The following is a 19,725-nucleotide window of genomic DNA, read 5'->3' on the forward strand; positions in this document are numbered from 1 at the left end:
TCAGCCCCATGAGCACGCCGCCCCTCGCCTCAGGCCACGAAGGCCCCCACGCCCTGCGGCCGTTGCTCGACACCGTCCTCGAAGCGCTGGACACCGGCGCCCGGGCGCGGGGCGGACCCTTGCCGGCGGGCGGTCCGGAGGCCGTCGCGGCCCGGACCCGCGAGGCGGTCGGAGAGGTCCTCCCCGACCGCGGCGACCCGCAGGCCGTCCGCACCCTGGTCCACGCCTTCGCCGCGACCGCCGCCGACCCCGCCCACCCCCTGTGCGCCGCCCACCTCCACTGCCCCCCGCTCGCCGTCGCCGCGGCCGCCGACCTCGCCGCCTCCGCCCTCAACCCGTCGATGGACTCCTGGGACCAGGCACCGGGCGCCTCAGAACTGGAGAGGCTGGTCGCCACAGCACTGGCCCAGGAGGTCCACCCGGCCGGCACCCCCGACGCCCTCGTCACCACCGGCGGCACCGAATCCAACCAACTCGCCCTGCTCCTCGCCCGGGAGGCCCACGGCGGATCCGTCCGGCTCGTGTGCGGGGCCAACGCCCACCACTCGCTGCCCCGCGCCGCCTGGCTGCTCGGACTGCCCGAACCCGCCGTCGTACCCGCCCCGGGTGGAACGCTCGACCCCGACGCGCTCGACGCGACCCTCACCCGCCTCAGCGGCCCGCTGCTCGTCGCCGCCACCGCCGGCACCACCGACGCCGGACTCATCGACCCGCTGCCCGAGATCGCCGCCCACTGCGCGGCCCACGGCGCCCGGCTGCACGTCGACGCCGCCTACGGCGGAGGCCTCCTCTTCAGCGACCGGCACCGCACCCGGCTCACCGGGCTGGACGCCGCCGACACCGTCACCCTCGACCTGCACAAACTCGGCTGGCAGCCCGTCGCCGCAGGCCTCCTCGCCGTCCGCGACGCCCACGACCTCACCGCCCTGCGGCAACGCGCCGACTACCTCAACGCCGACGACGACACCGAAGCCGGGCTCCCCGACCTCCTCGGCCGCTCCCTGCGCACCACCCGCCGCCCCGACGTCCTCAAACTCGCCGTCACCCTCAAAACCCTCGGACGCGGCGGCCTCGGCGCGCTCGTCGACCAGGTCTGCGCCCACGCCCGGCAGTTCGCCGCCCTCGTCGACGCGCACCCCGACTTCGAACTGCACGCCCCGCCCGTCATCAGCACCGTGCTGTTCCGCCCCACCGGCGCCACCGACACCACCGTCGCCGCCGTACGCCGCGCGCTGCTCACCGACGGCTCCGCCGTCCTCGGCCGGGCCCGCCTCGACGGCCGGCTCTGGCTCAAGGCCACCCTCCTCAACCCCGCCACCGGGCCCGACGACCTGGCCGCCCTGCTGCACCTCGCGGCAACGAGCCGAGCCACCCTCGTGGAAGGACACACCCCCCGATGAACCCCGCCCCGACCCCCGAACCCGACGCCCCCCGCGACCTCGTCGGCATCGGCATCGGCCCCGTCAACCTCTCCCTCGCCGCGCTCGCCCACCCGCTCGACGGCCTCGACACCGTCTTCTACGACCAGCGCCCCGCCTTCGGCTGGCACCCCGGCCTGCTCCTCGAAGGCGCCACCATCCAGGTCCCGTTCCTCGCCGACCTGGTGTCCCTCGCCGACCCCACCAGCCCCTGGACCTTCCTCAACTACCTCAGGTCCCGCGAGCGGCTGTTCCCCTTCTACTTCGCCGAGCGCTTCCACATCCAGCGCGCCGAATACGACGCCTACTGCCGCTGGGTCTGCGAGAACCTCCCCGGCCTGCACTTCGGCCACCAGGTCGACGCCGTCCGCTGGAACCCCGAACGCGACGTCTTCGAGGTCGACTACACCCAGCTCGACACCGACGGAGAAGCCGAGGCCCTCGGCCGCACCTACACCCGCAACATCGTCCTCGGCATCGGCACCGAGCCCTACGTCCCCGACCCCCTCAAGCCCCTCGTCGAGGCCCCCGGAGTACCCGTCGTCCACGCCGCCGACTACCTCGACCACCGCGCCACCCTGCTCGCAGCCGAGCACGTCACCGTCGTGGGCATCGGACAGTCCGGCGCCGAGATCTTCCTCGACCTGCTCCGCAACAGGCCCGCCGGACGCGAGAAACTGCACTGGCTGGGCCGCACGGAGGCCTTCGCCCCCATGGAGTACTCCAAGCTCGGCCTGGAGCACTTCACCCCCGACCACACCCGCTACTTCCACGCCCTGCCCGAATCCACCCGCGACCGGCTCGTCGAGGGCCAGTGGCAGCTGCACAAGGGCATCGACGCCGCCACCATCGCCGCCGTCCACGACGAGCTCTATCGCCGCACCCTGCACGGCGGCTGGCCCGACGCCGTCCTCACCCCCGGCGTCCGCGTCCGCACCGCCGGCCGCGTCGCGACGACCAAGGTCGAACTGCACCTGGAACACACCCTCCAGGACAGCCGCTCCCGCCTCACCACCGACGCCGTCGTCCTCGCCACCGGCTACCGCGAGCGCCCCCTCGACCGGATCCTCGCCGGCCTCGACCCCTACATGCGCCGCGACAACCAGGAACGACCCCGCATCGACGAGGACCACCGGCTCGTCCTCGACCCGTCCGTCACCGGCACGGTGTACGTCCAGAACGCCGAGACCCACACCCACGGCGTCGGCGCACCCGACCTCGGCCTCGCCGCCTGGCGCAGCGCGATCATCCTCAACTCCCTGACGGGCAGCGAGGCCTACGCCCTTCCGGGCCGCACCGCCTTCACCACCTTCGGCCTCACCCAGCGCCGGCACGTCCCGCCGCCCCGTGAGGCACCGGCACTGACCCCGCTGGTCGACGACCGAAGGTGACGAAGCGCGCGGATCAGAAAACGGGCGTGCCGTTACGGGTGAGCTTCCAGTCGACCCCCGCGAACGCGGCCGGGTCGATCGACCCCTTCGCCTTCACCCAGGCGATCATGGTGTTGCGGATCTCTTCCGAGTTCGACCACAGCACCTGGGCCGCGGCGACGTGCGGGAAGTTGCCGCCGCCGTTGGCCCGGTAGTTGTTCACCGCGAACACGAACTTCGCGTCGTCCGCGAGCGGCTGCCCCTCGAAGCGCACGTTCGTCACCCGTGACCCGGCCGGCTTCGCGATGTCGATCTCGTACGACAGACCGCTCACCACGTCGTAGTTGTAGTCCGGCGTGCCGTTCGCGTTCGTCAGCTTCGCCGGATCCACCGCCGCGTCCGGCGCCGTCTGCACGAAGTAGTTCGCCGAGAACTCCAGGTACGCCTTCATCTGCGCCCCCGTCATCAGACGTGCCTCCAGCGTGTTCTCGAACACGTACAGACCCGCCACGTCCCGGATCGTCACCTGGCCCGCCGGGATCCGGGCACTGCGCGAGAAGCACGCCGCCTGCGACAACACCGGCAGCGACGCGTGCTCCGTGCCCGCCAGCGCCTGCTTCACCGTGTCCGCCTGGATGTGGTTGATCAGATCGATGATCGGCACGTCCTTGTACGGCGCCTGGGCCGACGTCATCTCCGCCGCGTTGGTGCCGATGACCTGGTTGACGTACGCCACGACCTTCTCGTGCTCGTCGACGAGCAGCTTCGTGATCTTCGAGTCCTCCTCCACCGTGTTGGAGTTCAGGACCTTCGCGCCCACCTTCTCGACCTTCCAGCAGCCCTTCTCGAAGACCAGCTCGAAGTCGAACAGCGTCAGCCGCTGCCCCCACTTCAGCGGCTCCGACAGCACGACCTGCTTGCCCGTCTTCTTGTTCGTGACGAAGTACTCCGGGATCTCCGTGTGCGCGTGCCCGACCAGGATCGCGTCGATCCCCGGCACCTGCTCCGCCACCAGAGCCGCCGCGTTCTCGATGTACGGCAGCTGGTCACCGTAGGACGACGTCCCCGACGAACCGCTGTGCGCCGACACGATGACCACGTCCGCGCCCATCGACCGCAGCTTCGGCACCCACTTCGCCGCCTGCTCCTCCAGACCCGGGAACGTCATCTTCCCCTGGACGTTCGCCTTGTCCCAGATCGCGATGCCCGGGTTGGTCAGCCCCAGCACCGCCACCTTCACGTCCCGCCCGTGCGGAGTGCGCAGCCGGTGCATGCTGTACGGCGCGAACGCCGGGCGCAGCGTCTTCGCGTCCAGCGCGTTCGCGCCCAGCAGCGGGAAGTCGCACTGCTGCTCGAACTTGCGCAGCACCGGGATGCCGTAGTTGAACTCGTGGTTGCCCAGCGCCGCCGCGTCGTAGCCCATGGCGTTCATCGCCTGCGCCATCGGGTGCACCGGCCCGCCCTTGGCGGTGATCGGGTCCACCTTGGCGTAGTAGTACGACAGCTGGGTGCCCTGGATGGTGTCGCCCGCGTCGATCAGCAGCGTGTTGCGGCGGCCCTTCTCCGCACGGACCTGGTTGACCAGCGTCGAGACCTTCGCGAGGCCGACGTCGTTGTGGTCCTTGTCGTCGAACTCCTTGTCCGTGAAGTAGTCCCAGTTGAAGACGTTGCCGTGCAGGTCCGTCGTCCCCAGCACGGTGAACGCGTACCGCTTCGCCTCCGCCGCCTGCGCACCCGGCGCCGAGACCGCACCGGCCAGCGCCACCCCCGCCCCGGTCACGGCGGACTTCTCCAGGAACTTCCGGCGGTTCAACGGCATGTCTGGCTCCCCTGCGGAATCTGTGAACGACGCGCGTAGATAACGCGCGTAGATTCTGACCCGCCCACGACCGGCCGCAACAGACCCGGCAGGTTGCGATCTGATGACTCGGCCCCCGAACTCCCGGCCGCCAACCAGCCCAGACATGACAGAGTGGGGCGTATGACCGCGGCCACCCCAGACGCCTCCCAGCCCGCCGTCCCCTACGGCACACCCGAGGCCCCCCGCATCGCCGTCCGCGGCGAAGCCCGCCTCGAAGTCGACCCCGAGATCGCCCGCATCGGCATCACCGTCGCAGCCCGCGGCCGCGACCGCCGCTCCGCCCTCGACGACCTCACCCGCCGCAACGCCGGCCTCCTCGACCTCGTCAAGTCCTACGGCGACGCCGTCGAACGCCTGGAGACCGGCGCCTTCTCCATCACCCCCGAACTCACCAAACACGGCCGCGGCGAACGCGTCCGCACCTACCACGGCAGCGTCCGCGTCACCGCCGAACTCACCGACTTCACCGCCCTCGGCGAACTCACCACCCGCCTCGCCGACCTCGAACTCACCCGCGTCGACGGCCCCTGGTGGGCCCTGCGCCCCGACTCGCCCGCCCACCGCGAGGCCAGGAAGAAGGCCGTGCGCGAAGCCGTCCAGCGCGCCCGCGAGTACGCCGAAGCCCTCGGCACCAGCCTCTCCGCCCTCGTCGAACTCGCCGACATCGGCGCCGAGAGCGCCCCGCCGGCCTACCCCCAGGCCCCCGGCCGCATGCGCTCCGCCGCCTTCGCCGGCGCCGCCGAGGACACCCCCGCCCCCCTCGACCTCGAACCCCAGCGTCAACGCGTCCACGCCCAGATCAACGCCCGCTTCACCATGGTGCCGCCGCAGCTCTAGGCATACCCACGGCCTTCTTTCGAAAATCGGACCGAATTCCTCGAAGTGCTCATCGGAGCGCCCCGCCGCACAATTCGGCACTTGTCAATAACGCTTAAACGCAAAGTCTGTTGAGTGGTCACCCTCGGCCAATTCACTACCAGTCGGTAACTCATAGGCTCGATTCATGCGCCGAGCAAAAATCGTCTGCACCCTGGGGCCCGCCACCGACTCGTACGACCGGATCAAACACCTGGTCGACGCCGGAATGGACGTAGCCCGCTTCAACCTCAGCCACGGCGGCCACGCCGAACACGAGGAGCGCTACCACCGGGTCCGCAAAGCCGCCGACGAGACCGGCCGCAGCGTCGGCCTCCTCGCCGACCTCCAAGGCCCGAAAATCAGACTCGGCCACTTCACCGAAGGACCCGTACTCCTCGAACGCGGCGACACCTTCACCATCACCGTCGAAGAAGGCATCGAAGGCGACGGCCGCATCTGCGGCACCACCTACGCCGGCCTCGCCACCGACGTCACCCCCGGCGAACGCATCCTCATCGACGACGGCAAGGTCTGCCTCGAAGTCACCGCCGTCGACGGCCCCCGCGTCCACACCACCGTCCTCGAAGGCGGAGTGATCTCCGACCACAAAGGCCTCAACCTTCCCGGCGTCGCCGTCTCCGTCCCCGCCCTCTCCAAAAAGGACGAGGACGACCTCCGCTGGGCCCTGCGCACCGGATTCGACGTCATCGCCCTTTCCTTCGTCCGCTCCGGCCGCGACATCCAGGACGTCCACCGCATCATGGACGAGGAAGGCCGCCGCCTCCCCGTCATCGCCAAAATCGAAAAACCCCAGGCCGTCGACACCATCGACGACATCGTCGCCGCATTCGACGGCATCATGGTCGCCCGCGGAGACCTCGGCGTCGAAATGCCACTGGAACACGTCCCGATCGTCCAGAAGCGCGCCATCAAACTCGCCAAACGCAACGCCAAACCGGTCATCGTCGCCACCCAGATGCTCGACTCGATGATCGACAACGCCCGGCCCACCCGGGCCGAGGCCTCCGACGTCGCCAACGCGGTCATCGACGGCACCGACGCGGTGATGCTGTCCGGCGAGACCAGCGTCGGCAAGCACCCGATCGAGACCGTCCGCACGATGGCCCGCATCGTCGAAGCGGCGGAGGAAGACGTCCTGGCGAAGGGCCTCCCGCCGCTGACCGAACGCAACAAACCCCGCACCCAGGGCGGCGCGGTCGCCCGCGCGGCGGCGGAGATCGGCGACTTCCTCGGCGCGAAGTTCCTCGTCGCCTTCACCCAGTCGGGCGACACCGCCCGCCGCCTCTCCCGCTACCGCTCCCCGATCCCCCTCCTCGCCTTCACCCCCGACCAGGCGACCCGCTCCCAACTCAGCCTGACCTGGGGCGTCGAAACCTTCCTCGGCCCGTGCGTCGACTCCACGGACGCGATGGTCGACCAGGTCGACGAACTCCTCCTCCGCTACGGCCGCTGCCGCCCCGGCGACACGGTCGTCATCACGGCGGGCTCCCCACCCGGAGTCTCCGGCTCGACGAACATGGTCCGCGTCCACCACATCGCGGAGTAACCACGTCAGTACTTGGGTCCGACGTGGGCGTCCATGAGAGCGACGGAGGCTTTGCGGGCGACGGAGATGTTGCGCGTGTTCGCCTTCTTCCATTCGACGCCCACCTGGTCGAGCGCCGCGGTGAAGAGGCGGATGATGTCGGCCGAGAGATTGGTGAAGAAGTACCGCGGATACTCGTAGCGCTTTCGCTGCCCGCCGACGATCCGGGTCGTCCAGTTGGTGATCCGGCAGCCGTCGGAGTGGATGAGTCCCTGGATGAACTCCCAGGGATGGCCGTCGACGATGGCCTGCTGCCAGGGCTCCAGTGCGATGTGCCGCTCGTGCTTCTTGCCGGGACCATGCTGCGGAAAGAAGAGCGGCCAGTGCTTGCTGTAACCGACCACGGAAACGTAGCCCTCGGCCTGTACGCGATAACACCGCCCGGTGGGGCTGATGGCGCGCATGGCGGCCTCGCATGCGTCGATCAGGCCGGGCCAGGAGTTCGCGCAGGCGATGCGCAGATAGTGTCCGCCCCTGGGGTGAGCGCTGATGCAGCCGTCGCCGAGGTAGAGGCCGAGCAGGTACGCGTATGCGCGCTGATCGGCGGGCGGGCCGGGAGCCGGAGGCGCGATGCGTGGGAGCGGTTCGAGGCGGCTCTGCCAAGAGCGGATGGCGGCTCGTGAAACGCCTGTCTCACGGCTCACCGAGTTCAGGCTGCGGCCCTGGGCCACCAGTGCGAGTGCTCGCTCGCGTGTGCCGACGTCGTACATACGGCCACTGTGAGAGCGCCCTCATGGCGATACGCAGCGAAAAGCGGATGTTCACGAGAACGTGGACATCCGCTTCGAATGAGTGACCTTGGAAAACAAGGAAAAGTGCCCCGGGTCGGACTCGAACCGACACTGTATGGGTTTTGAATCCATTGCCTGCTGCCAATTGGGCTACCGGGGCCCGGTGAATCCAAGGTTGACCTCGACCCACTGCCTGACCACCATACCGCAGCTAGGTACGCTCTTGGGAGCAGTACCGGCCTGCCCCTACCAAGGAGCCCACGTGAGTGCCCCCGAGTCGCCCCAGCCTGTTGACGTGCCTGATGAGGACAAGTCGCACGTGCCTCCGATGACGACGCGGGTCGTCATCGCCGAGGACGAGGCGCTGATCCGGCTCGATCTCAAAGAGATGCTGGAGGAGGAGGGGTACAGCGTCGTCGGTGAGGCCGGTGACGGTGAGCAGGCGGTGGAGCTGGCTCGTGAGCACCGGCCCGATCTGGTGATCCTGGACGTGAAGATGCCGAAGATGGACGGCATCTCCGCGGCGGAGAAGATCGCGGAGGAGAGCATCGCGCCGGTGCTGATGCTGACCGCGTTCTCGCAGCGGGATCTGGTGGAGCGTGCTCGGGACGCCGGCGCGATGGCGTATCTCGTGAAGCCGTTCAGCAAGACCGATGTCGTGCCGGCGATCGAGATGGCCGTGTCGCGGTTCACGGAGCTGAAGGAGCTGGAGAAGGAGGTCGCCGACCTCACCCTCCGGCTGGAGACGCGCAAGCTGGTGGACCGGGCGAAGTCGATTCTGCAGACGGAGTACGGGCTGTCGGAGCCGGCGGCCTTCCGCTGGATCCAGAAGACGTCGATGGACCGTCGGATGTCGATGCAGCAGGTGGCTGAGGCGGTCATTCAGGACGCCGACGAGAAGAAGGCCGACAAGGGCTGAGTCACAGACGTCGCAGACGTAAGAGGCCCGCTCCCCCTTCGACCGAAGGGGGAGCGGGCCTCTCGGCGTACAGGCCGGGACCTCAGTCCTCGCCCAGGTACGCCTTGCGTACCGACTCGTCGTGCAGCAGGTCCTGCCCGGTTCCGGAGAGGACGACGTTGCCGACCTCCATGACGTGGCCTTGGTCGGCGAGGGAGAGCGCGGCCTGGGCGTTCTGTTCGACGAGGAGGATCGTCGTGCCCTGGGACTTGAGCTCCGAGATGGTCGCCATGATCTTCTGCATCATGATCGGGGAGAGGCCCATGGAGGGCTCGTCGAGCATGAGCAGCTTGGGCTGGGACATCAGGGCGCGTCCCATGGCGAGCATCTGCTGTTCGCCGCCCGAGAGGGTTCCGGCGGCCTGCTTGCGGCGTTCCCCGAGGATGGGGAAGAGGTCGTAGGCGCGCTGGATGTCCTTCTCGATGCCGTCCTTGTCCTTGCGGAGGAAGGCTCCGAGCTGGAGGTTCTCGGCGATGGTGAGGCGGGGGAAGATGTGCCGGCCCTCGGGGGAGTGGGCGAGGCCGAGGGCGACGATCTTGTGGGCGGCGACGCCGTTGAGCGGCTTGCCGTCGAAGAGGATCTTCCCGGAGGTGGGCTTGAGCAGGCCCGACAGGGTGCGCAGGGTCGTGGTCTTGCCGGCGCCGTTGGTGCCGATGAGGGTGACGACCTGGCCGGCTTCGACGCTGAAGGAGATGCCTTTGACGGCTTCGATCTTGCCGTAGGAGACCCGGAGGTCCTCGACCTCGAGGAGTGCGGTCACTGGGCTTCTCCCTTGGTGCTGCTGGTGGTGCTGGTCGCGTCGGCGGCGGCTTCGGCGGCCTCGACCTCGGCGGCTTCGGCCTCGCCGGGGTCGCCTTCGAAGGGTTCGCCCAGGTAGGCGGCGACGACGCGCTCGTCGGCCTGGACGACTTCGGCGGTTCCCTCGACGAGCTTCTCGCCCTGGACGAGGACGGCGACGCGGTCGGAGAGGTTGAAGACGAAGCGCATGTCGTGCTCGATGAGGAGGACGGCGATGCCCTTGTCGCGGATGGCGAAGACGAGTTCCTCGGTGGCGCGCGTCTCCTGGGGGTTCATGCCGGCGGTGGGCTCGTCGAGGAGCAGCAGGCCGGGCTCGGAGGCCATGGCGCGGGCGATCTCGAGCTTGCGCTGTTCGCCGTAGGGGAGGTTGCGGGCGAGGTGGTCGCGCTTGTGGGCGAGGCCGATGAACTCGAGGAGTTCCATGGCGCGTTCCTCGCTGGCGCGTTCGGCCTTCTTGAAGCCGGGGCCGCGCAGGAGGGCGGACCAGAGGCCTTCCTTGGTGCGGGTGTGGCGTCCGACGAGGACGTTTTCCAGGACCGTCATGTTGGCGAACAGGCGGATGTTCTGGAAGGTGCGGGCGATGCCGGCCTGGGTGACCAGGTGGGGCTTCGGGGGGAGGACGGTGCCCTTGTAGGAGACGGTGCCCTCGGTGGGGACGTACAGGCCGGTCAGGCAGTTGAAGAAGGTGGTCTTGCCGGCGCCGTTGGGGCCGATGAGGCCGACGATCTCGCCGGCGTTGACCGTGAAGTCGACGGAGCGTACGGCGGTGAGGCCGCCGAAGCGCATCGTGACGTCGCGTGCTTCGAGTACAGGAGTGGTCATGTTCTTACGCCCCCGCCTTGGTGACGGCCGGTTCGTCGGTCAGCGTGGTCTGTTTGGGTACGTCGAGTTGGCCGGTCTCGTGGAATTCGAGCTGGCGCCGGCGGTTGGCGATGATGCCTTCGGGGCGGAAGCGCATCAGGAGGATGAGCGCGATGCCGAAGGCGAGGAGCGACTTGTCCTGGAGGAAGACCAGCTTCTCGGGGAGCAGGTAGAGCAGGGCCGCGCCGAGGAGCGGTCCGGCCACGGTGCCCATGCCGCCGAGGACGACCGCGGCCAGGAGGAACGCGGAGTTGGGCGGGGTGGAGCCGGCGAACTGGTACGGCGTGGGGACGACGCTGTAGGTGACGTGGGCGCTGACGGTGCCGGCGAGGCCGGCGAGGGAGGCGCCGAGGGCGAAGGCGACGAGCTTGACGCGGAAGCCGTTGATGCCCATGGCGGTGGCGGCGGTCTCGTCCTCGCGGATGGCGATCCAGGAGCGGCCGATGCGGGAGTCCGCCGCACGCGTGTAGACCAGGACCACGATGGCCATGATGAGGACCATCAGCAGGTAGTAGTTGGCGAAGCGGCCGAGGGTGAATCCGCCGATGTCGTGGGCCTGGCCGAAGTTGAAGCCGAAGAAGTTCAGGTCGGGGATGTTGGCGATGCCGTTCGGGCCGTTGGTGACGTCGGGTCCGGAGTCGCCGTCCATGTTGTTGACGGCGATGCGGAAGATCTCTCCGAAGCCGAGGGTGACGATGGCGAGGTAGTCGCCGCGCAGTCGCAGGGTCGGGGCGCCGATGAGGACGCCGAAGACGAGGGACGCGGCGGCGCCGGCCAGGGCGGAGGCCCAGAAGGGCAGGTGGACGCCGGAGATGGTGGAGAACTCGGAGCCGGAGACGAGGGCGGCGGTGTAGGCGCCGACGCCGAGGAAGGCGACGTATCCGAGGTCGAGGAGTCCGGCGAGGCCGACGACGATGTTGAGGCCGAGGGCGACGGTCCCGAAGATCAGGATGTTGACGCCGATGTTGGCGTAGTGGTCGTCGGTCTGGGTGAAGGGGAAGGCGATGGCCGCGGCGAAGCCCATGGCGAGGGTGAAGCTGCGGTTGGCGGCGACGAGGGCCGAGAAGCGGTCCATGAGGCCGGCGGTGTGCACTGCCCACATCGCGAAGGTGACGACGAAGAGGTAGCCGATGAAGAGTTCGCCGTACTCGGTGTCGATGCCGTAGGTGAAGACGCCGAGGCCGATGATGGTGACCGCGGTGATGACGGCCCGCTGGATCCAGGGCGCGATGGCCTGGGCGGCGGGGATGCGGTCGGGCTTGGCGATGTAGGCCTTGATGGCTTCCTTGGTGCCGTTGGTGCCGGTGCGCTCCTGGGGGAGGGCGAAGGCGCCGAGGACGGGCAGCAGGGAGGCGATGGCCGCGATCCAGCCACCGGGTTCGAGGTTGACGACGCCGCCGAGGTTGGCGCTGATGGCGATGACGGTGAACCAGGTGACGGTGAAGCCGCCGAGTGCGGTGAGGGCGAGCGGCGCGTTGTTGCGGGCGGGCAGCAGCCAGCCGAGGCCGCGGACGCCGTAGGAGGCGAGCGCGAACAGGGCGGTGAGGACGCCGGCGGTGAAGGTCAGCCACTGCAGGCCACCGGGGTAGCCGTTGATGGTGAGGTCGCCGGGGAATTCGGCGGTCCAGGTCCATGCGAGGAACGCGGAGGCGGCGGTGGCGATGCCGCCGGCGAGCAGCAGGGCGCGGGCGGCCGCTTCGGGCAGGGGTATGAGTCCACGCGGTGCGGGCGGCGGGGTGGGGACGGCGTCCGGCACGGGCGTCTTGGTCGTCTCGGTCATGTGATCACGCCCTGTCCGCGACGCGCTCGCCGAGCAGGCCCTGTGGCCTGAAGAGGAGCACGAGGATGAGGAGGCAGAAGGCCCACACGTTGGCCCAGCTCTGGCCGCCGAGCTGCTGCATGCCCGGGATCTCGTCGATGTAGGCGGAGGCGAGGGTTTCGGCGATGCCGAGGACGACGCCGCCGAGCATGGCGCCGTAGATGTTGCCGATGCCGCCGAGGACGGCCGCGGTGAAGGCCTTGAGGCCCATCAGGAAGCCCATGCGGTAGTCGACGTTGCCGTACTTGAGTCCGTAGGCGACGGCGGCGACGGCGGCGAAGAACCCGCCGATGGCGAAGGCGATGACGATGATGCGGTTGGTGTCGATGCCCATCAGCTGCGCGGTGTCCGGGTCCTGCGCGGTGGCCTGCATGGCGCGGCCGGTGCGGCTGCGGCGGACGAAGATCGCGAGGGCGGCCATGCAGAGGATGGCGGCGAGGATGAGGAAGATGTCGGCGTCCTTGATGGTGACGGAGCCGATGTCGTGGGTGGCGTCGAGGCCGGGGAAGGCGCGGGCGCGGTCGGCGCCGGGGTAGAAGTTGCGCACGACCTCCTGGAGGGCCAGCGAGAGGCCGATGGCCGTGATGAGCGGTGCCAGGCGTGGTGCTCCGCGCAGGGGGCGGTAGGCGAACCGTTCCGCTCCGACGGCGATGAGGATGGCCACGATGGCGCCGCCGAGGAGCATGAGGGGTACGGCGAGGGCCATCGAGGTGCCGTCGGGCAGGATGTAGAAGTAGACCGTGAGGGCACCGAAGGCCCCGGTCATGAAGATCTCGCCGTGCGCGAAGTTGATGAGCTGGACGATGCCGTACACCATCGTGTAGCCGATGGCGATCAGCCCGTACATCGAGCCTAGAAGCAGCCCGTTGGCCAGCTGCTGCGGCAGGGTGTTCACCGCATGGCCTCCATGTCGCTGGTGGTCGTGTGCACTGGATGTGTGCGTGGTCGCGTGCTGTGTGGGGGTGTGGAAACGGGCCGCGCGGTCGGGGTCCCCTTCCGCGCGGCCCGTGGTGTGGCGTTGTGGCGGGCCGGACTACTTCAGGTCGGCGGTGCCGGTCTCCACGTCCTTCCAGGCACCCTTCTCGACCTGGTAGACCGTCAGCTGCTTGTTGGTGGTGTCGCCGTACTGGTCGAAGGAGATCTTGCCGGTGAGGCCTTCGAAGTCGGACTTCTGGACACCGTCGACGACCTTGGAGCGCAGGTCGTTGATGTCGGTGGGCACCTTGCCGCCGTTGGCGTCGGCCGCGGCCTTGACGGCCTTGATGATGGCGGTGGTGGCGTCGTAGGCGTAGGCGCCGTACGCGCCGTAGTCGCCCTTGTAACCCTTGTCCTTGTACGTCTGGATGAACGTCTTGGCCGCGGGCAGGGTGTCGGCGGGGACACCGATGGCGGTGGCGAGGTCACCCTCGGAGGACTTGCCGGCGGCCTCGATGTAGGTCGAGGCGAACATGCCGTCGCCGCCGAACAGCGGGATCTTGACGCCGGCGTCCTTGAGCTGCTTGGTGATCAGCGCGGACTCGTCGTACTGGCCGCCGTAGTAGAGCAGGTCGGCGCCGGAGTTCTTGATCTTCGTGACGAGGGAGCCGAAGTCCTTGTCGCCGGTGTTGACGTGGTCGCTGCCGACGACCTTGCCGCCGAGCTTCTTGTACTGCTCGTTGAAGATCTTCGCGAGGCCGGCGCCGTAGGTCTGCTTGTCGTCGACGACGAAGGCCTTCTTCTTCTTGAGGCCGTTGTACGCGTAGCCGGCGGCGAAGCTGCCCTGCAGCTCGTCGGTGGTGGCGGTGCGGAAGTAGGTCTTGAACGGGCGCTTCTTGTCCGTCTGCCAGTTCTTGCCCTGGGTCAGCTCGGGCGCGGTGTTCGCGGGGGAGATCTGGACCATGTTGGCCGAGGCGAACACCTGCTGCATCGTCTGGGCGACGCCGGAGTTCAGCGGGCCGACGGCGCCGACGGCGGTCTTGTCGCCGACGATGCTGGTGGCGTTGGACTGGCCGGTGGCGGGCTGCGCCTTGTCGTCCAGGGCCTTGAGCTTGAACTTCACGCCCGGGACCCAGTTGTTCTTGTTGGCGTCGTCGACGGCTATCTGAGCGCCGTACTGGATGCCGAGGCCGGTGGTCGAGTTCTCACCGGAGAGCGGGGCGTCGACGCCGATGGTCAGCGTGGTGCCGCTCCCGTTGTCTCCGCCCTTGTCACCGCTGTCGTCTCGGGAACCGCAGGCGGTGAGAGTCAGAGCTCCGGTCGTGAGAACGGAGGTAAGAATCACCAAGGAACGCTGTCGCACAATCAGTCCTTTCACAGGCAGGCCCCGCCCTGGTCGGGGGGTGAGTGCCGCGCTGGTACCGAACTCCCGATGGAGCGGTGACTGGCCGTGACTCTAAGCCCGGGGTAAGGGCAGGGTCAGCGGCGCGGGCTCGCTTGTGACTTTCTTGTTATGACGGCGTGGATGCCTGGTCTCGGCCGGTGCCCCTCTCGGCGGGTTTGGTGGATTTTCGCCGAGGTCCGCATTCTGAGAACCCGCACTTCCGGTTGGCCATGGCTGAGATCGTGCGGTCCTCGGGCCGCATGCGGCCCGGAAGAGATCGGAAAGGTCCCGGGCGTAGGCGCGGCCGAAGATGAAGCTGTGGCGTTGTATTGCGCGCGCGTTACGGAGCGTTACGTCGAGAAAAGGGTGATCGACTTCCGGCGGGAGCGCCGAGCAATCGGAAACGGTGATTTCCACGGTGATGCCGCGGGGTGTGCCCGCGGGCACGGTGAAGGCCGGGCCGGGGACGGCGCGGGCGGTGAGCCCCGGGTAGGAGGTGCCGGCGACCCGAAGGGTGACGGCGGGGCCGTGTTCGACCGTGACGGCGAACCGGAACCGTCCTGTCTTTCCGGATGAGTTGAGGGATCCGGCGGGACCGAGGTAGTGCCAGGCGGTGACGGTCGCGGGCCAGGGGGTGGGGGCGGGCACCGGGTCGTACGGCGGGGGGTGCGGGTCGGGCGCGAGGGCTTGGGGGAGCGCGAGGGTCGAGGCTGCGGCGACGGCGATCACGGCCGCCGCGACGACCGCCCTCCTCCGCCCGGCCGGGAGCCCGCTCCAGTGGCCGGCGAGCCGGTCACCAGGACGCGACGCATCGGTGCCGACGACGTCGCAACTGCGTTCCTCGTCCGTCGAGTTGACCGGTTCGTTGGCCGGTTCGACGGGGCCGATGCCGCTCATGGGCGCAGCCTCATGGGGTCACGGTAGGGGAGGGGGGCGGGGTGGGGAAGGCGGCGGTGCGGGGTGCTGGGTGGGGCGGGATGCCGGGTGGCGCGGGGAGGGCGGGTGCGCTGAAGCCGGGCGGCGCGGGGAGGGGTGGGCGGCGAGTGGGGAGTCGGGCGGTGCCCAGCCGCTGTGCGGGGTGCGCGGTGCGGGGTGCGGGGGGCGGGCGGCGGGGGAGTCGGGCGGTGCCCGCCGCTGTGCGGGGTGCGGGGTTGGGGGGTGCGCGGAGTGGTGCGGGGAGCGGGGCGGCGTGGGGAATCCGGCCTGTGGGAAGCCGGCGGTGCAGCGAAAGCGGGCGGTGCCCCGCCGCCGCGCCGGGTGCGTGATGCGGCGGGGCGGTGCGTGTCGCGGTCGTATGGCCTACGGCAGCTTCGTGAACGGCGAGAGGAACGCGCGGGCGCCGGGCGTGTCCAGGCGGTACGTCACGTTGGTCGCGTAGCAGGGGGTGTCGCCGGTGATGGTGGTGGCGGCGAGGATGCTCCGGCCGCCGATCGCCGCGAAGTTGGGGCCGCCCGAGTCGCCGTAGCAGGCGCCTCCGTTGCCCTGCGGTGCAGTCATCGCGAGCCGGGCCCAGGAGCCGTTGAGGGCGTTGAAGGTGACGGGTGCCTTCATCCGGACGCCGCCGCCCGGGTGGGTCTGGCCGCCGGGGCCGTTGACGGCCTCCTGGGTGCCGTATCCGGCGACGAGCCAGTCGGTGGTGTTCAGGCCTTGCGGGCCCAGCCTGCCGAGCTGGTTCGCGGTGGGCAGGGTGGCCGGGGTGAAGCTCCAGCGGGCCTTCATCTCGGTGGCGGGCAACTGGATCACCGCGATGTCGTGGGTGTCGGAGGCGGGCCCCGGGTAGTCGGGGTGCGTGTGGGCGGTGCCCCGGACGGCGACGGCGGCGGCCTGCGCGGCCGGATCGCCCGGGTGCTTCTTCGCGGCCGAGTCGAGCCCGGACTGCACGTCCTGGTCGAGGGAGACGTGGAACCGCACGTTGTCGGGCCAGTCCGAGGTGCAGTGCGCGGCGGTCAGGAAGGTGTCCGCGTCGATCATGGTGCCGGAGCAGACCCAGTCGACCCGGTCGGGGGTCGCGGGGTCGCCGTCGTCGTCCCAGGTGGCCACCAGCGCGCCGACCTCGGTGCGTTCGGGGGCGGGCGCGGCGTTGTAGGAGTTGATGGCGGAGGACGGCAGCGCGGTGGCGAGCACGGTGGCGCAGGCCGCGGCGGTGACGGAGAAGGCGCGTGCGGAGGTCAAGAGAAACCCTTCTGCGGGTGGGACGGGTCTTCTCCTGCGGGGGGTGGCGCAAGTGAAAGGCCAGGGGGGCGGTCGCGACAAGAGCGCGCCCGCCCCTCCAGGGTTTTCCCTACGTCGGCCGGACCGCTGGGGTCAGTTCGCGCCGCGGATGAGTTCCTCGTCGGCCGGCTTCACGTCCCGCAGGAGGCAGGTGAGCCGTGCCGTGCAGACCCTTTTGTCGTTTTCGTCCGTGATGACGATTTCGTACGTGGCGGTCGACCGCCCCCGGTGCACGGGCGTGGCCACGCCCGTGACCAGTCCGGAGCGCACCCCTCGGTGGTGGGTGCAGTTCAGGTCGACACCCACGGCGATCTTGGAGCTGCCGCCGTGCAGCATCGACCCGATCGAGCCGAGGGTCTCGGCCAGCACCGCGGAGGCCCCGCCGTGCAGCAGCCCGTAGGGCTGGGTGTTGCCCTCCACCGGCATCGTGCCGACGACCCGGTCCGCCGACGCCTCGGAGATCTGGACGCCCATCCGGTTCCCGAGGTGGCCCGCGGAGAACAGGGCCAGAAGGTCGACGCCGAGCGCGGCGTACTCGTCGATGACCTCTTGCGGGAACTTCACATGCTGCTGCTCACCCATCGGGCCCGGCTCCGTTCGTCCTCGTCACTCGGCTGCCTGTGTCGCTGAGCAAACGCTCAGTCGGTCGCCGATTGTTCCAGACGCACCACCACGGACTTGCTGGCCGGGGTGTTGCTGGTGTCCGCCGTGGCGTCCAGCGGCACCAGCACGTTGGTCTCCGGGTAGTACGCGGCGGCGCAGCCGCGGGCCGTCGGGTAGTGCACGACGCGGAAACCGGGGGCCCGGCGCTCCACACCGTCCTTCCACTCGCCGACCAGGTCGACGTACGACCCGTCCGCCAGCTTCAGGGCCCGCGCGTCCTCGGGGTGGACCAGTACCACCCGGCGGCCGTTCCTGATGCCCCGGTAGCGGTCGTCGAGGCCGTAGATCGTGGTGTTGTACTGGTCGTGCGAGCGCAGCGTCTGCAGCAGCAGGCGGCCCTCGGGCAGCTCCGGATACTCCACGGGCGCGGCGGTGAAGTTGGCCTTGCCGGTGGCCGTGGGGAAGCGGCGCTCGTCGCGCGGGGCGTGGGGGAGGGCGAAGCCGCCAGGGCGACCAGCAGAACCCGTCACGCGCGCGTTGAAGTCCTCGAAGCCGGGGATCACGCGCGCGATGCGGTCCCGGATCGTCGCGTAGTCCTTCTCGAACTCCTCCCACGGCGTGCGGCTGCCCTCGCCGAGCACGCGGCGGGCGAGCCGGCTGACGATGGCCGGCTCCGACAGCAGGTGCCGGCTCGCGGGCTCCAGGCGGCCCCGGGAGGCGTGCACCATGCCCATCGAGTCCTCGACCGTCACGAACTGCTCGCCGCTGCCCTGGAGATCGCGCTCGGTGCGGCCGAGCGTCGGCAGGATCAGGGCGCGCGCGCCCGTGACCGCGTGCGAACGGTTCAGCTTCGTCGACACGTGCACGGTCAGCCGGGCCCGGCGCATGGCCGCCTCGGTGACGTCCGTGTCGGGGGACGCCGCCACGAAGTTGCCGCCCATGGCGAAGAAGACCTTCGCCTCGCCGTCGCGCAGGGCGCGGATGGCGTGTACGACGTCATAGCCGTGCTCGCGCGGGGGCGCGAAGCCGAACTCCTTCTCCAGGGCGTCCAGGAACGCCGGGGCGGGCCGCTCGAAGATGCCCATCGTGCGGTCGCCCTGCACGTTCGAGTGCCCGCGCACCGGGCACACGCCCGCGCCCGGACGGCCGATGTTGCCGCGCAGCAGGAGGAAGTTGACGACTTCCCTGATCGTGGGGACGGAGTGCTTGTGCTGGGTGAGGCCCATCGCCCAGCACACGATGGTGCGTTCGGAGGCCAGGACCATCCGCAGGGTCTTCTCGACCTCCTCCCGGGTCAGGCCGGTCGCCGTGAGCGTCTCGTCCCAGTCGGCGGCGCGGGCGGCCTCGGTGAACTCCTCGTAGCCGTGCGTGTGCTCCCGCACGAACGCCTCGTCGACCGCGCCGTCCGCCTCCAGGATCAGCTTGTTCAGCAGGCGGAACAGGGCCTGGTCGCCGCCGATGCGGATCTGCAGGAACAGGTCCGTGAGCGCGGCGCCCTTGACCATGCCCTGCGGGGTCTGCGGGTTCTTGAAGCGCTCCAGACCCGCCTCCGGCAGCGGGTTTACGCTGATGATCCTCGCGCCGTTGTCCTTGGCCTTCTCCAGCGCGGACAGCATGCGGGGGTGGTTCGTCCCCGGGTTCTGCCCGGCGACGATGATCAGGTCGGCCTTGTGGAGGTCCTCCAGCAGGACACTGCCCTTGCCGATGCCGATCGTCTCCGACAGGGCCGACCCGGACGACTCGTGGCACATGTTCGAGCAGTCCGGCAGGTTGTTCGTGCCGAGCTCGCGGGCGAACAGCTGGTAGAGGAACGCGGCCTCGTTGCTCGTGCGGCCGGAGGTGTAGAACAGGGCCTCGTCCGGGGACGCGAGCGCGGCGATCTCCTCGGCGATGATGTCGAAGGCGCGCTCCCAGGTGACCGGCTCGTAGTGCGAGCCGCCCTCGGGCAGGTACATGGGGTGGGTCAGCCGGCCCTGCTGCCCCAGCCAGTAGCCGCTGCGGCCGGCCAGATCGGCGACCGGGTGCGCGGCGAAGAACTCGGGCGTGACCCGGCGCAGGGTGGCCTCCTCGGCCACGGCCTTCGCGCCGTTCTCGCAGAACTCCGCCTTGTGCCGATGCTCCGGCTCGGGCCAGGCGCAGCCCGGGCAGTCGAAGCCGTCCTTCTGGTTCACGCTCAGCAGCGTCAGCGCGGTGCGCTTCACGCCCATCTGCCGCTGGGCGATCCGCAGTGTGTGTCCGATGGCCGGGAGCCCCGCGGCCGCGTGCTTCGGCCCGGCGACCTGCGGCGCGTCCTGGACCGGATCGCTCTTGGGCGGCTTCGACGCCATCGCAC

General features: G+C 69.7%; 16 protein-coding genes and 1 tRNA gene. 5 read left to right on the forward strand and 12 right to left on the reverse strand.

Features of this window, described 5'->3' with window-relative positions:
* Nucleotides 1–8: 8 nt before the first annotated feature.
* Both IE153_RS12335 and IE153_RS12340 read left to right on the forward strand, forming a co-directional pair.
* The gene (locus tag IE153_RS12335) at nucleotides 9–1,400 is read left to right on the forward strand and encodes a pyridoxal phosphate-dependent decarboxylase family protein (protein WP_189589757.1); all 1,392 of its coding nucleotides are present in this window, start codon (nucleotides 9–11) and stop codon (nucleotides 1,398–1,400) included.
* Nucleotides 1,397–2,809 carry a lysine N(6)-hydroxylase/L-ornithine N(5)-oxygenase family protein gene (locus IE153_RS12340; RefSeq protein ID WP_189589758.1) on the forward strand — a complete coding sequence of 471 codons (1,413 nt, stop codon included), beginning with the start codon at nucleotides 1,397–1,399 and terminating at the stop codon, nucleotides 2,807–2,809. Before IE153_RS12335 ends, IE153_RS12340 begins: the two co-directional genes overlap by 4 nt.
* A gap of 13 nt (nucleotides 2,810–2,822) precedes the next feature.
* Here IE153_RS12340 and IE153_RS12345 read toward each other — a convergent pair whose 3' ends face one another.
* Entirely contained in the window at nucleotides 2,823–4,607 is a 1,785-nt protein-coding gene (locus tag IE153_RS12345; RefSeq protein ID WP_189589759.1) for a bifunctional metallophosphatase/5'-nucleotidase, read from the reverse strand.
* Nucleotides 4,608–4,769: 162 nt separating this feature from the next.
* Here IE153_RS12345 and IE153_RS12350 point away from each other — a divergent pair, with 162 nt between their 5' ends.
* Together IE153_RS12350 and pyk are read left to right on the forward strand one after the other, a co-directional pair.
* Nucleotides 4,770–5,486, forward strand: a complete 717-nt coding sequence (locus tag IE153_RS12350; protein ID WP_189589760.1) for an SIMPL domain-containing protein — start codon at nucleotides 4,770–4,772, stop codon at nucleotides 5,484–5,486.
* A 166-nt stretch (nucleotides 5,487–5,652) separates the two neighbouring features.
* Nucleotides 5,653–7,074 (forward strand): pyruvate kinase, encoded by a 1,422-nt coding sequence (gene pyk / locus IE153_RS12355; RefSeq protein WP_189589761.1) that lies wholly within the window; start codon nucleotides 5,653–5,655, stop codon nucleotides 7,072–7,074.
* 5 nt (nucleotides 7,075–7,079) lie between these two features.
* On the opposite strand, the gene IE153_RS12360 is transcribed toward pyk, so the two are convergent.
* Both IE153_RS12360 and IE153_RS12365 read right to left on the reverse strand, forming a co-directional pair.
* On the reverse strand, nucleotides 7,080–7,823 hold the full coding sequence (locus tag IE153_RS12360; RefSeq protein WP_189589762.1) for a helix-turn-helix domain-containing protein: 744 nt from the start codon (nucleotides 7,821–7,823) through the stop codon (nucleotides 7,080–7,082).
* Between the two features lie 106 nt (nucleotides 7,824–7,929).
* Nucleotides 7,930–8,004: transfer RNA gene (locus IE153_RS12365), tRNA-Leu, on the reverse strand.
* Nucleotides 8,005–8,106: 102 nt separating this feature from the next.
* Here IE153_RS12365 and IE153_RS12370 point away from each other — a divergent pair.
* On the forward strand, nucleotides 8,107–8,763 hold the full coding sequence (locus tag IE153_RS12370) for an ANTAR domain-containing response regulator (RefSeq protein WP_189589763.1): 657 nt from the start codon (nucleotides 8,107–8,109) through the stop codon (nucleotides 8,761–8,763).
* A gap of 82 nt (nucleotides 8,764–8,845) precedes the next feature.
* Here IE153_RS12370 and IE153_RS12375 read toward each other — a convergent pair whose 3' ends face one another.
* The 9 genes from IE153_RS12375 to IE153_RS12415 form a co-directional block, all read right to left on the reverse strand.
* On the reverse strand, nucleotides 8,846–9,562 hold the full coding sequence (locus IE153_RS12375) for an ABC transporter ATP-binding protein (protein WP_189589764.1): 717 nt from the start codon (nucleotides 9,560–9,562) through the stop codon (nucleotides 8,846–8,848).
* Nucleotides 9,559–10,422 carry an ABC transporter ATP-binding protein gene (locus IE153_RS12380; protein WP_189589765.1) on the reverse strand — a complete coding sequence of 288 codons (864 nt, stop codon included), beginning with the start codon at nucleotides 10,420–10,422 and terminating at the stop codon, nucleotides 9,559–9,561. Before IE153_RS12380 ends, IE153_RS12375 begins: the two co-directional genes overlap by 4 nt.
* A 4-nt stretch (nucleotides 10,423–10,426) precedes the next feature.
* Nucleotides 10,427–12,241: a branched-chain amino acid ABC transporter permease gene (locus IE153_RS12385; RefSeq protein ID WP_189589766.1), complete on the reverse strand. Its 1,815-nt coding sequence runs from the start codon at nucleotides 12,239–12,241 to the stop codon at nucleotides 10,427–10,429.
* Nucleotides 12,242–12,245: 4 nt separating this feature from the next.
* Entirely contained in the window at nucleotides 12,246–13,175 is a 930-nt protein-coding gene (locus IE153_RS12390) for a branched-chain amino acid ABC transporter permease (RefSeq protein WP_189589767.1), read from the reverse strand.
* A gap of 138 nt (nucleotides 13,176–13,313) precedes the next feature.
* Nucleotides 13,314–14,543, reverse strand: a complete 1,230-nt coding sequence (locus tag IE153_RS12395) for a branched-chain amino acid ABC transporter substrate-binding protein (protein WP_189589995.1) — start codon at nucleotides 14,541–14,543, stop codon at nucleotides 13,314–13,316.
* Between the two features lie 108 nt (nucleotides 14,544–14,651).
* Nucleotides 14,652–15,476, reverse strand: a complete 825-nt coding sequence (locus IE153_RS12400) for a hypothetical protein (RefSeq protein WP_189589768.1) — start codon at nucleotides 15,474–15,476, stop codon at nucleotides 14,652–14,654.
* 402 nt (nucleotides 15,477–15,878) lie between these two features.
* Entirely contained in the window at nucleotides 15,879–16,751 is an 873-nt protein-coding gene (locus IE153_RS12405; RefSeq protein ID WP_189589769.1) for a trypsin-like serine protease, read from the reverse strand.
* Nucleotides 16,752–16,883: 132 nt separating this feature from the next.
* Complete coding sequence (locus IE153_RS12410; RefSeq protein WP_189589770.1) at nucleotides 16,884–17,372, reverse strand: PaaI family thioesterase; 489 nt, start codon at nucleotides 17,370–17,372, stop codon at nucleotides 16,884–16,886.
* 56 nt (nucleotides 17,373–17,428) lie between these two features.
* Nucleotides 17,429–19,720: an FdhF/YdeP family oxidoreductase gene (locus tag IE153_RS12415; protein ID WP_189589771.1), complete on the reverse strand. Its 2,292-nt coding sequence runs from the start codon at nucleotides 19,718–19,720 to the stop codon at nucleotides 17,429–17,431.
* Nucleotides 19,721–19,725 lie beyond the last annotated feature (5 nt).

Source organism: Streptomyces massasporeus (assembly GCF_014648995.1).
Lineage (GTDB): Bacteria > Actinomycetota > Actinomycetes > Streptomycetales > Streptomycetaceae > Streptomyces > Streptomyces massasporeus.